The 12845-nt window shown below is 54.1% G+C and carries 12 protein-coding genes; 4 read left to right on the top strand and 8 right to left on the bottom strand.

Annotation, left to right across the window (positions count from 1 at the left end):
- Window positions 1-88: 88 nt before the first annotated feature.
- Window positions 89-703, bottom strand: a complete 615-nt coding sequence (locus tag Q7T06_RS08375) for a GDSL-type esterase/lipase family protein (protein WP_304783350.1) — start codon at window positions 701-703, stop codon at window positions 89-91.
- 157 nt (window positions 704-860) lie between these two features.
- Between Q7T06_RS08375 and Q7T06_RS08370 the strand changes: the two genes are divergently transcribed.
- Window positions 861-1064: a hypothetical protein gene (locus tag Q7T06_RS08370; protein ID WP_304783346.1), complete on the top strand. Its 204-nt coding sequence runs from the start codon at window positions 861-863 to the stop codon at window positions 1062-1064.
- A gap of 168 nt (window positions 1065-1232) precedes the next feature.
- On the opposite strand, the gene Q7T06_RS08365 is transcribed toward Q7T06_RS08370, so the two are convergent.
- The 3 genes from Q7T06_RS08365 to Q7T06_RS08355 all read right to left on the bottom strand — a co-directional run bounded on the left by Q7T06_RS08365 (window position 1233) and on the right by Q7T06_RS08355 (window position 4271).
- Window positions 1233-1763, bottom strand: coding sequence for a C40 family peptidase (locus Q7T06_RS08365; RefSeq protein ID WP_304783343.1), 531 nt, complete (start codon window positions 1761-1763; stop codon window positions 1233-1235).
- A gap of 8 nt (window positions 1764-1771) precedes the next feature.
- On the bottom strand, window positions 1772-2974 hold the full coding sequence (locus Q7T06_RS08360; protein ID WP_304783340.1) for an acetylornithine transaminase: 1203 nt from the start codon (window positions 2972-2974) through the stop codon (window positions 1772-1774).
- Between the two features lie 268 nt (window positions 2975-3242).
- Entirely contained in the window at window positions 3243-4271 is a 1029-nt protein-coding gene (locus Q7T06_RS08355) for a CDP-6-deoxy-delta-3,4-glucoseen reductase (protein WP_304783337.1), read from the bottom strand.
- A 12-nt stretch (window positions 4272-4283) separates the two neighbouring features.
- On the opposite strand from Q7T06_RS08355, the gene Q7T06_RS08350 reads away from it, so the two are divergent.
- From Q7T06_RS08350 to Q7T06_RS08340, 3 genes are all read left to right on the top strand, one after another.
- On the top strand, window positions 4284-5198 hold the full coding sequence (locus Q7T06_RS08350; RefSeq protein WP_304783334.1) for an SDR family oxidoreductase: 915 nt from the start codon (window positions 4284-4286) through the stop codon (window positions 5196-5198).
- 584 nt (window positions 5199-5782) lie between these two features.
- On the top strand, window positions 5783-6520 hold the full coding sequence (locus Q7T06_RS08345) for a TerC family protein (protein WP_304783331.1): 738 nt from the start codon (window positions 5783-5785) through the stop codon (window positions 6518-6520).
- A 340-nt stretch (window positions 6521-6860) separates the two neighbouring features.
- Window positions 6861-8390, top strand: coding sequence for a CYTH and CHAD domain-containing protein (locus Q7T06_RS08340; protein ID WP_304783327.1), 1530 nt, complete (start codon window positions 6861-6863; stop codon window positions 8388-8390).
- A 424-nt stretch (window positions 8391-8814) separates the two neighbouring features.
- On the opposite strand, the gene Q7T06_RS08335 is transcribed toward Q7T06_RS08340, so the two are convergent.
- The 4 genes from Q7T06_RS08335 to Q7T06_RS08320 form a co-directional block, all read right to left on the bottom strand.
- Window positions 8815-9603, bottom strand: a complete 789-nt coding sequence (locus Q7T06_RS08335) for an alpha/beta hydrolase (protein ID WP_304783324.1) — start codon at window positions 9601-9603, stop codon at window positions 8815-8817.
- Between the two features lie 55 nt (window positions 9604-9658).
- On the bottom strand, window positions 9659-11470 hold the full coding sequence (locus tag Q7T06_RS08330; protein WP_304783322.1) for a GspE/PulE family protein: 1812 nt from the start codon (window positions 11468-11470) through the stop codon (window positions 9659-9661).
- A gap of 66 nt (window positions 11471-11536) precedes the next feature.
- Entirely contained in the window at window positions 11537-12367 is an 831-nt protein-coding gene (locus Q7T06_RS08325; RefSeq protein WP_304783318.1) for a methyltransferase domain-containing protein, read from the bottom strand.
- Between the two features lie 24 nt (window positions 12368-12391).
- Window positions 12392-12845: DNA-deoxyinosine glycosylase (locus Q7T06_RS08320; protein ID WP_304783315.1), on the bottom strand; the 454-nt coding region annotated here is incomplete at its 5' end.

The raw sequence follows: 12845 nt of genomic DNA, 5'->3' as shown, positions 1-12845 counted from the left end.
GAAGCAATAAAGCGCGCAGCTTATAGAAGTAGTGGCTATCCATACGTTCGATACGTATTTTCTATAAAGGCTAGGCGCTATTGCTATGTTATTTGAACCACCACTCAGACCAGTCCTGCACCAATCCAGCCAAGCGTTCATATCCATGCTTACCCGGATGAGCGAAATCATTGGCTATCGCTTCCTTCAGCCAGTGTTCATCTTTGCGCAAAACTTCAAACACAGACAAGTACGGAACATTCAGTGTTGCGGCCAGTCCGGCAAACTGTTTGTCGAGGTTTTCAACGCGGCGATTGTGCGCGCTATCAGGCATCGGAGGTGAGCCTACCATCAAGACTTTGTAACTTGATGAAGCGGTGCGCAAGATGCTCTGGAAGTTTGCAAGGCTTTCTTCTTCAGATACGCGCTGCACACCTTCAAAAATAAATGTGTCGTTGACGCCAAATGAGAACACTACGAGTGCTTCGCAATCGGCCGGCAATCTTGCCGCACATTCCTGTTGCCAGCGCGCTGCAATATCGCGGCTGGTGTCGCGGCGGATGCCGAGGTTGTAGTGGGTAATATTGATGCCGCGAGCTATCGCATCTTGCGTAACACGACCAGCCCAGCCTAAACAGAGCGGATCGCCGGTGCCTTGTACGAATGAATCGCCGACAAAGCAGATGCGGTGATCGATTGCTGCTTTTGATTTGAGATTGCTCACAGGCGCGCTTGATGAAAGATCAGTGGAAGTAGATTCTGCTTATCTCACACCTAGGTGCGAAGTATGAATTATCAATAATACACAATTGGAAAGTGTTCTTTTACTGGCTGATTGTGATCTAATCAAAGTAGCTCAACTACTGTATTCCCTAAATTAAATGTCAAAAAATTTCTTTATCAAAAAATGCAAGGCCAAAACTTCGCTTGGTTTTGAAGTCGGGATAGAAGAAGGCGAGTATGCAGTGATCGGAGATGAGCCTGACCTGAGCGCTGTCAAGCTGAAAGGGAAGAATCTGTATGAGATCAAGCATTCCGAATTCCAGAGGTTGAAACAGCAGAATTTGGCTGTCCCGCAGCCCTGATAAACGATGACATTTAACTTTTGCTCAATACGGACACTGCTGTGCAGTGCCGCTTGGCGTAAGCGTTAGGACTTGCATGTCTGACTTCTACTCACCAGAGCCTGCCCCTGGCAGTCCGCGATTGCTGCTTTGGCCTGGCATGTGCTCACAGGCGCGTCTGATGCAAGATCAGTCGAAGTAAGTCCGCGCCATTTCAAAACGCGATGCAAAGTAGCGGTTGTCCATGCGCTCTATGCGCACTTTCCCTTTGCTTGATGGCGCGTGTATGAAGCGGCCGTCGCCTATGTAGACGCCGACGTGCGAGAACGGCCGGTTCAGGGTGTTGAAGAAAACCAGATCGCCGGGACGCAGGGTGCGCGGATCTATTTCTTTGCCGCGACGTGCGATGTCGGCGGCGCTGCCGGATACTTTGAGGTCTAGGGCCTGGCGATAGATGTAAGACACCATGCCGCTGCAATCGAGGCCGGCTTCCGGGTTCTTGCCGCCGAACTGGTAGCCGGTGTCTATCATGCCCATCGCGTAGAGCGCGACTTCATTGCCCTTTTCGCTGACAGGCTGCGGCTCATACCGGATGGCTTGCGCGGCCTGCCGCTTCACAGGTGTTGATGTGCCGCAGGCCGCGAGTATCGATGCGGTCAGCAGCGCGAGACATATCCCGCGCAAGCTTGCCACTCCGATCTGTAGGCCTCGCAGCATCATCAATCCGCTCAGCTTTTCAACTGCGTCAGCACATCGGACAGCATCGCGATCATTTGATCGATCTCTTCATACGTCACATTCAATGCGGGCATGAAGCGCAGCAGGTCAGGGCGTGGCGAATTGAGCAGCAAGCCGACCGGCGCCATATTGCGCGCCGTTTCGACGATTTGCGGGCCGATGTCGGAACCGAGCTTCAAGGCGCGCAGCAAACCGTCGCCGCGCTCGCCGGCCAGCCCGTGCTGTGCAGTCAGCTTCAGCAAGGCAGCGCTTAAATAGGCGCCTTTGTCTTTTACCGATTGCATGAATCCGGGCGCCAGCAAGGCCTGGGCCACTGCAATGCCGACTGCAGTCATCAATGGATTGCCGTTGTAAGTGCCGCCTTGGTCGCCGGGTTCAAAGCAGGCGATTTCTTCGCGGCACAGCATCGCTGCCAGCGGCACGCCGCCGCCTATGCCTTTGCCCAGCGTCATGATGTCTGGCGTGACGCCCGACAATTGGTAGGCAAACAATTCGCCGCAACGGCCCATGCCGGTTTGCACTTCATCGACGATCAGCAGCAAGCCGCGTTGTTTGGTCAGTTCGCGCAAGCCTTGCATGAATTCGCGCGAGGCTGGAATCACGCCGCCTTCGCCCTGCACAGGTTCGAGCATCACGGCGACGGTTTTGTCGGAGATGAGTTTTTCCACGCTGGCCAGGTCGTTCAGTGTCGCCTTGAAGAAGCCGGACACTTGCGGCGCATAAATCGTGTCCCAGCCGGCCTTGCCGCTGGCCGACATGGCAGCGATCGTGCGGCCGTGGAAGCTGTGGTCGAAGGTGATGATTTCGTAGCGGTTTTCGCCGGCGGTATTCTTGTTGAGCTTGCCCCATTTGCGCGCCAGCTTGAATGCGCCTTCATTGGCTTCTGCGCCGCTATTGGCGAAGAAGACGCGATCGAAACAGGAATTCTTTGTCAGGATGGATGCCAGTTCTATCGACGGTTCATTGTAAAAAGCCGGCGATGGATTGATCAGCTTTTTCGACTGTACTGCGAGCGCGTCCTGTATGCATTGCGGCGAATGGCCGAGGCAGTTGACGGCCCAGCCTTGCAGGTAATCGAGATAGCGTTTGCCGGTATGGTCGGTCAGCCACATGCCTGCGCCTTCGGTAAAGACCAGCTCAGGGCGATTGGTGATAGAGAGCAGGGCGTTGACTTGATACTGGCTGAATTCCATTTCGACTACTCCTGAATGCAAATATTTTAAAAAAATGTCGGGTACAAAAATAAAAAAGCCACAGGATTTGCCTGTGGCTGCTTGTGCGCCATAAACAATTGCGCAACTACGCGCTTACAGGCACGGCAGGCCAGGCTGGGGCAGCTGGTTACGGCGTCGCAAGAGGGTGGCGGTCATATTCATGCAAAGAATATTATGCCGTTTTGCGCAGTGCGTCAAAACGTTTTTCCGCCAGCCATGCTTGTTCAGAGCACGACGCAACGCACTGTCATCCTGCTGCCAGATCGGCTTCCGAGGTAAACGCATCGGCGTAAAACTCTGCTTCCGGCAAGCCGCACACTGCGCTGAAATCCGTCCTGGCGGCATCGACCATGGCCGGTGCGCCGCAGGCATACACCTGATGCTGCGACAGGTCAGGCATGTCGGCCATCACGGCCTGATGTACAAAGCCGGTACGGCCGCTCCAGGCATCTTCCGGCGTCGGGTTGGAGACGACCGGCACGTAACTGAAGTTGGGCAGCGTGCGCGCCCATTCTTCGCACAAGGCGTGCATGTACAAATCCTTGGGGCGGCGTCCGCCCCAGTACAGCAGCATGGCACGCGTGCTCTTGTTGTGCACGGCTTGTTCGACGATGGCCTTGATAGGCGCGAAACCGGTGCCGGACGCCAGTAGCACCATAGGCTTGTCCGAGTCTTCGCGCAGGAAGAAGCTGCCCGCAGGTCCTTCGAAGCGCAGGATGTCTCGTTCCTTCATCGTGTTGAAGACATGATCGGTGAACAGGCCCCCTGGCATGTGGCGCACGTGCAGCGTGATGTGTTCGCCGGTGTGCGGCGCATTGGCGATGCTGTAGCTGCGGCGCTTGCCATCCTTGAGCAGAAATTCTATGTACTGTCCGGCGCGATATTGCAGGCGCTCGCTGGCCGGCAATTGCAGGGCAATCTCCATCACGTCGTCGCCCAGCTTTTCCAGCCTGGCTACGCGCGACGGCAATTTCTTGATCGGGAATTCGCCTATGCCCAGCACTTCGCGCGCCTCGATCACGATGTCGCTGTGCGGCCGCGCGCAGCAAAACAAGGCATATCCTTTTTCTTCTTCTGCGACCGGCAAGGCTTTTTCCTGATGGGCGCCATGCGTCACGGCGCCGGACAAGACCTTGCCCTTGCAACTGGCGCATGCGCCATTCTTGCAGCCGTAAGGCAGGCCAACACCGGCGCGTATTGCGGCGCTCAGGATGGTTTCATCTTCTGCGCATTCAAATTGCCGGCCACTCGGCTGAACAGTTACCTGGAACGTCATACAATCCTGTTAATGAAAATTAAAACTACCAACAAAAAATTCTCCGGCAGCTGCGGCAAGCCGCGCCTGCTGATACTGGGTTGCGGGGATGTAGGCATGCGTTTGCTGCCGCTGTTGCGCGAGCGCTTCCGCATCTTTGCCGTGACTACGCAGCCTGCCCGGCAGCAGGAATTGCGCGCTGCCGGTGCGACTCCGGTGCTCGCCAATCTGGATGAGCCAGCCACGCTGGCGCGCCTGACAAGACTGGCGCAGCACATCATTCATCTGGCGCCGCCGCAACTTGATGGCGCCACCGATCGCCGCACCCGCAATCTAAGCGCCATTTTACCCGAGCATGCGACGCTGGTTTATGTCAGCACTTCCGGCGTGTATGGCGATTGCGGCGGCGCGCAGATAGACGAGACGCGTAGCGTGCAGCCGCACAATCTGCGCGCGATCCGCCGCGTCGATGCAGAACAGGTCTTGCGCGGCTGGGCCAGACGCTCGCAATCACGCTTGAGCATACTGCGCGTGCCCGGCATTTATGCCGATGACCGCCTGCCGATAGAGCGACTGAAAAAGGCCTTGCCGGCGCTGTTGCCAGACGAGGATGTCTACAGCAACCATATCCATGCCGATGACCTGGCGCGCATCATCGTGGCGGCGCTGTTCCATGCGCAGCCTTGCCGTATCTATCATGCGGTCGATGACTCAGACATGAAAATGGGCGCGTACTTCGACGCGGTTGCTGACGCCTGTTCCCTGCCGCGGCCGGCACGCCTGACGCGGGAAAAGCTGCAGCATGAAGTCTCTCCCATCATGCTGTCCTTCATGTCGGAGTCGAGACGCTTGCAGAATCAGCGCATCAAGGCGGAGCTGGGTGTGCGGCTGCGCTACCCGACTGTGGCGCATGCGCTGGAGCTATACGCCGGCCCGGCATTGCAATAAAACCAATGTGAAGAAGTTGTTAAAATAAATCTGGAATATCACTTCGATTTTTCACGATGAACCCGAATGTATGGCTGTACGGAAATACCTGTTTTCTCCATTGTGTTTCCATCCATCATTTCTCTGCATTTATTCAGTAACTATATGATTTTTATCTGAAAAATTACATTTTTTAGATGGATTCATGTCAAAAAAATACGCTTAAGCATCTGTTTTTGTAGATTTAAAAATAAAACAGTTCGGTTTTTACGTATATAAATCACGCTAAATTCGATTTTCCACTATGTTAGGATTCCGTTAAAGTTCGTTCGTTGCCCAAAGCAGCGCTTAACGAGATGGCAAAAGGGGAAAGCGATGTAGGACTGTTGGTACTGATGGTTTATAGAGCAAATCAGTTTCAGGCATCAAAAAACGGCTTGCCAGCCCGGCGCCAACCTGAGGGCTTGAGTCGACAGGCTGGCACGGGCAGGAAAACAAATTAATAAACAAGGCATGCGATTTGACGGCAAAGAGACGGCAATCAAATCAAATGTATTTTGGCGCGACACCTGGTGTCGGTCATTAACCAACTATTCGAGATAATCATGGAATTCCTACAAGTTTTTAGCACGCCAGAAGCATGGATAGCATTGGCAACACTTGCGATGCTGGAAATCGTACTTGGCGTCGACAACATCATTTTCATTTCCGTTCTGGTTGATCGCTTGCCGAAAAGCCAGCAGCAAAGAGGACGCCTCATCGGCCTGGGCCTGGCGATGTTTACCCGTATCGCGCTGCTGTTGAGCCTGTCCTGGATGATGGGCCTGGTAGAGCCGATCTTCACGCTGTTCGGCCAGGGCTTCTCCGGTCGCGACCTGATCCTGTTCTTCGGTGGCCTGTTCCTGTTGTACAAGGCTTCGTCCGAAATCATGGAACTGATGTCTGGCCATGAAGAGGAAGAAAAGACGGCAGTGGTGAAGAAGGCCAGCTTTGCGATGATCATGGCGCAAATCGCAGTCATCGATATCGTCTTCTCGCTGGATTCAGTCATTACCGCAGTGGGCATGGTCAAGGATGTCGAAATCATGGTGGCGGCTATCGTGATCGCAGTCGGCGTGATGATGTTCTCGGCCAAGGCAATTGGCGACTTCGTCAACCTGTTCCCGAGCATCAAGATGCTGGCCCTGTGTTTCCTGGTGATCGTCGGTGCGGTATTGATCGCCGAAAGCGTGGAGGTCCATATCCCTAAAGGCTACATCTACGGTGCGATGGCGTTCTCGCTGGTGGTTGAACTGTTCAACATCCGCATGCGCAGAAATCACCATGAGCCGGTGACGGCATAAGGAAGCAATCAGCGGCGCGGTGCCTGCATCGCGTCGCTGATTTATCCGCAGTCTGTTTGCCGCTGACGATCAGCTCGGTTGGCCAGCAAATTAAAAAAGGAACCCATCGGGTTCCTTTTTTTTGTGCGCTCGCCATGATATTGCTGTTGCAATTTTCAAAGGTATGAGGGGATGATCAGCTATAGGCAGACATAATATTTGACGCCGAATAGCTACAAGGAACATTGATTTTTAGAATTTGAACTATTTGTGTGACATTCATTCGTAGATTAAGAGTTATATCGCAGTGATCGATTATTTAATTTAACTGTCAATAAATAGTGAATGAAAGCGGGATGACATGGAAGTCGAACTGAAATTGCTCATTGATACGCATCATATTCCGCTGTTTAAAAAGCACCCCCTGATCAAAAAATATGCTCAGTCCAGCCCTGTCGAACAAGAGCAAATGGCAATCTACTTTGATACGCCTAGTCATGCATTGAGGCGATGTGGCGCAGGTTTGCGTATAAGGCAAGCCGAGAATGTGTGGACTCAAACGCTAAAAGCCGGTGGGAGCGTAGCTAGCGGCTTACATCAACGCCATGAATGGGAATCTATTCTGCATAGTCCGGAGCCGGATCTATATGCATTAAGAAAAATGATCAAGGCCCATGGCGCATGGGATGAACTCATCGCGTCTCTCAAAAATGCAGACCAACTCTGCCCGATTTTTACCACAACGATACAGCGGACGATTTGGCAACTACGCCTGCCTACAGGTGACGAAATTGAATGCGTGCTGGACCAGGGCAATGTCAACAACAGCGCTCGAAGCGAAGTAATTAGCGAAATAGAGCTGGAATTGAAATCCGGCAGTCCATTGCATATTTTTGACTTCGCATTGGAGCTATTGAAAAAGGTGCCCTTGCGCATCGGAAACCAAAGCAAAGCTGAACGCGGATACGCATTAAACATGCAACAGCAGTCCGCTGCAGTAAAGGCAGAAAGCTTGGTTCTTTCAAAAAAAATGACGATTAATCAAGCCTTTGAGGCGATTATCGAAAACTGTTTGCAACAGATACAGGCGAATGAAGCAGGCGTAGTAAAAGCGGACAACATCGATAGCCTGCATCAAATGCGGGTAGGACTTCGCAGATTGCGTTCGGCCCTGGATTTATTCCAGGAAGTAATTGCAGCACCCAACGATTTACGACAAGAATTAGACTGGCTTTCCCAGGCAATAAGTGAAGCGCGTGACTGGGATGTGCTGGCTACAAAGACGCTTGAACTAGTCAAGATTGATGACGCTGAAGTCGACGTTGAGGGCCTAAGACGGGCTGCGTTGAGCAAAGCAGCAGAACTGCATAGAGTTGCAGCCGAAGCGATTGACTCGGTTCGTTACACTCATTTTGCATTGTCATTCAGTCGATGGTTAAAGAGCAGTGACTGGCGAGAAGCGCATCCCAGGTTGAAGGGAAAAGATATTGAGAAACGTCTGAAGCTCTTCTCGAAAGATACTCTTAAACATGACCAGCAGCGTTTGAAAAAACGTGGTCGTCAATTTCAAGAAGCAGACTCACATGCACGTCACCGGGTTCGCATTGCAGCCAAAAAAATGCACTATGACACTGAATTTTTTCAGTCGCTTTATGCTTCAAAAGAAACTAAAGAATATATAGCCGCACTGTCTGACCTGCAGGACAAGCTCGGTTTGTTAAATGATATAACTGTTGGAGATGGCTTGTTGATGGAAATACAAAAAGATCAGTCGGAATTGAGCAGTGTGTCGAACTTTATCCGTGGTTACCTGGCAGCACGTGCTGCGGAAGATGAGCAGAAAGTAAAAAAGCTGTGGAAAAAATTTAAATCCAAACATCTTCCCAAGTAAGACAGCTTTCTTGATGGATGGCAGATAAGTCGGGCACTCGCCACCCAACAAATGCATTAATTCATTGAATTTACTGATCTTTTTACATCAGCGACATCATGGTGGTGTGCGCACAAGAGGGATGCCGCAAATGAAATCAGCACGCTGTTAGCGTGCTGACGAGGGTGCTGCCTGCCGGGAAGAAGATTACTGGCGTTTCGATTCTTCTTTTTTCAGCTTCTTCGCTTCCTTCTTTTCCTTCATCGTTTTGGCTGGTTCTTTCTTCACTGCCTTTTTACTGTCCTGGCTTTTGCTCATGATGTTCTCCGTGTACGTATGTATTGCAGTTAATTAAATTGCGCGACTTTGGTGTCGTGTTCACTATAGCAATGTCTATAGGGCAGCGCTAAACATATTTTAATCCGCTGCTCCCCGCCCGGGAATATCATCGACTGGCGAGCATCCAGCTGGCGATCTGGTCGATGACCTCCCGGTCCAGGCCATTGTAGCCGTGATAGGAAAGCGCATTGCAGGGATCGCCGGTATTTTCGCCGCCGCGGATCGACAGGAGTTGCTTGCTGGTCGTGCCCGTCAGTTTGTCCATCAGTGCCGCAGTGTCGCTGTATGGACAGTGTTTGCAGCCATCCTGGGTGTGATGAACGACCAGTACAGGGATGCGCAGTTTTTCCAGCGGCATGGCGGGAACCGAGCGGCCTTCATGGTCGATCAGGATGGTGGATGTCAGTACCAGTCCGTCCGGCCCATCCGGCGCCTGCAGTTCGGTCGCGATGAAGGCCGCTGATTGCGTGCCGCGGCTGGTGCCGACCAGCCAGACCGGTGTTTTTGTCTTTGTCCTTATCCATGCAATGACAGCCTTGATGTCGGCAACATGTTCCGGTTTTTGCCGATTGCCGGCAAGGAAAGGCGGGCTTTGCCGGTCGGATGGCGCATCGACCACGACGACCAGCAAGCCGCGCTCGGCGAATAACTGCCGGCTGCGCACGACAAAATTTTCCTTGCCCCATTTGATCGCGCCGTCAGCAGAAATCTGCAAGCCGCCGTGCCCGCCGGCGATCAGGATGACGGCGCCCCTGGGTTCCGGCGGCGTCAGGACCAGCATGCGCTGGAACACACCCGCTCTGGTCGGGAGATCGACGACTTGTTCCTGCGCCATGCTGATGACTGCATGGATGGTGAACAACAGTGCGAGTCCTGCCTTGATGATTGTATGCATGGCGATGTTCTGGATGTTGGATGATGCAAGCGGATGCTATTTACTGCGTCCGGCATCAAGTTAGTGCGGCCGTCACTTTCAATACTTCATCGGCGGTCGTCACGCCTTCTATTATTTTCAGGGCGCCCGCCAGGCGCAGCGGCTTCATGCCATCGGCCACGCTTTGCTGGCGCAACTGATGGATGTCGGTTTCGGCCTTGATCATCTTGGAAAACGTTTGCGTGATGGTCAGCAATTCATACAAGCCGGTGCGGCCGCGATAGCCGGTCTGGCGGCATTCTGGACAGCCGACCGGACGATAGATGGCGGCCGGTTTCGGCAGGTTCCAGCCTTCCGTCAGGCTGAGCCAGACATCGTCCAGCATTTCGCCATCCGGCGATTTGCAATGCGTACATAGCGTGCGCGTCAGGCGTTGCGCCATGATGCCGATCAGCGTCGACTCCAGCAGGTAGTAAGGCACGCCCAGTTCCAGCAGGCGCATGACGGCGGAGGGCGCATCGTTGGTATGCAGCGTGGAGAGAACCAGATGGCCGGTCAGCGCCGCCTGGATCGCCATTTCAGCGGTTTCCAGATCGCGGATCTCACCTATCATGATGATGTCCGGATCCTGCCGCATCAGCGAGCGCACGCCATCGGCGAAGGATAGATCGATGCCGTGCTGCACCTGCATTTGATTGAATGATCCTTCCACCATTTCTATCGGATCTTCCACCGTGCAGACATTGACTTCACTGGTCGCCAACGCCTTGAGCGTGGTGTACAGCGTGGTTGTTTTGCCGGAGCCGGTCGGTCCCGTCACCAGGATGATCCCGTGCGGACGCGCGGTCAGGCTGTCCCAGCGCGCCGCATCATCGGGCGGAAAGCCGAGTTCAGGCAGCGACTTGACGACCACGTCCGGATCGAAAATCCGCATCACCAGTTTTTCGCCAAAGGCAGTCGGCATCGTCGACAGGCGTAATTCAACTTCCTGGCCGCTGTTGGTGCGCGTCTTGATGCGGCCATCCTGCGGCCGGCGTTTTTCGATGACGTCCATGCGGCCCAATAACTTGATGCGCGCAGTCATTGCGATCATCACGATAGGCGGCACCTGATACACCTGATGCAGCACGCCATCGATGCGGAAGCGGATCGCACACAGATCGCGCTTGGGTTCCAGATGGATATCGGATGCGCGCTGCTCGAACGCGTATTGCCATAGCCAGTCGACGATATTGATGATGTGCTGGTCGTTGGCATCGACCTGCTTGCTGCTGTTGCCCAGTTCGACCAGTTGCTCGAAGTTGTTGCGCAGTGCCAGATCCTGGCCGTTGAGTTTCTTCGCGCCCTTGATCGATTTGGCCAGCGCAAAGAACTGCGTCGTGTATTGAGCGATCTCCAGTGGATTGGCGATCACCAGCCTGACGTTGCGGCGCGTGATCTTGGCAATCTCCGCTTCCCACTCGGTGGCCGAAGGTTCGCAGGTGGCGATCACCAGTTCGCTCGGTGTCAGCTCGACCGGCAGGATATTGAAGCGGCTGGCATATGAAGCCGACATCACATCGGCCACGCGGGTGAAATCTATTTTCAGCGGATCGATGCGGTAGAAGGGTAGCTTGACCTTGCCGGCCAGCCATTCGCTGAGCCAGTCCAGTGTGACCGGCCGGCGCGGCTCGCTGGCAGACAGCAGTTTGCATTGCGCGACAGCCACCAGCGGATGGATCGCGATAGGCGCGTTCTTGTAGATCGCCTGGGCCTGGTTATAGAAGACCTTGACGTCATCCTTGGCAACGATGCCATCGGCCAGCAGCCAGGTAAAAATCAGCTGCAGGTCCAGTTTTTTGGACGCAGACTTGTTCGTGGCAATCGTTGCGGCGGAAGCTGTAGACATGACCATGACCCATTAGATGGAACAGTAAGGATGCAATGCTGAATACGGTAACACAGGGTTGTTGCTTTATTGCTGCGCCTGCCATGCCTTGATGCCGTTGACCCAGGACTTGGCCGGCAACTTGGTGGCGGCGGTGATCTGTGCGGCACGTTCGTACAAGGCTGCGATGTCGAGCGTCGGCCTGGTATTGAAGGCGATCGCGATCACATTGCCTTCATGGACTTCCGGCAGCGAGATCACGGTATCGAAGGCAAAGTGCATCGCGCTCAGGTTCTTCGCATAGCTGGGATGATCGCCAAACAGGTTCACCGTCATGATGCCGTCCGGCGTCAGGCAGGCGGCGCATGCCTGGTAAAACTCGGGCGTATCCAGCACCGGGCCGCGCGCAGTGGCGTCATAGACGTCAACCTGCAAGGCATCGATGCTGCCATGATGTGCCGGGTCGTTGACGTAGTCCAGCGCATCCATTTCGATCACGTTCAGGCGCTCGTCGTTGGCCGGCAGCTTGAACATCGTTTCGCAGATCGTGATCACGGAAGGATTCAGGTCTATGGCCGTGACGCGTGCATCGGGAAAACGCCGATAGCAGAACTTGGTCAAGGCACCTGTGCCCAGACCGAGCTGGACTATGTGCTGCGGCTGCTCGTTGAACAGCATCCACGCCATCATCTGTTGCGCATATTCGAGCTCTATCCAGTCGGGCTTGCTGATGCGCATCGCACCCTGTACCCACTCCGTGCCGAAATGCAGATAGCGTATGCCGAACTGTTCAGACAGGGTGACGGGAGCGAACTTCACCTTGCGCGCCGCCTTGGGTTTTTCTGCCGGATGGGATTTCTTGCCGGGGCCGCTTTTCAGATTGGCATCGGCTTCTATGGATTTACGTTTGATCAGCATGTATGTGCATTGTGAATTTTTAACTTACAGCATGATACCGCGCCAGACGGCCAGCTTCTGCTCAAATGTCATCAGCGCATAAGCGGGCGACGAGGAAGGCAGCAGCAAGGTGGCAAAACCGGCTGCGGCAAACAGCGGCTCCTGCTTGCCGGAAGTCTTGCCATTGAAGCCTATGCGCCTGAGCCTGGGACACAGCTGCTTGAGTTGCTGGAAGTCATTGTGCTGCGCGTCGCGGATCGCGCTATCCAGGCTGCCGGCACGCGCGCAGGCAGCGATGACATCCCACAGGCCGATGTGATGCGCCTGCAATTTTTTTAATCTGTCGGGGTAAGGCAGGGCGACCAGATCCTCGGCAATCAAGGCTGACACCAGGCGCCAGAATTGATTGCGCGGGTGCGCGTAGTATTGTTGCGCAGCCAGCGATGCGATGCCGGGGAAGCTGCCCAGGATCAGGATTTCAGTGTTTTTGTCTACGACC

The organism is Herminiimonas sp. (genome assembly GCF_030645555.1).
In the GTDB taxonomy this organism is placed as follows: domain Bacteria; phylum Pseudomonadota; class Gammaproteobacteria; order Burkholderiales; family Burkholderiaceae_D; genus Oxalicibacterium.
The sequence above is the reverse complement of the archived record's forward strand: the minus strand, read 5'-3'. Positions and strand labels throughout refer to the sequence as shown.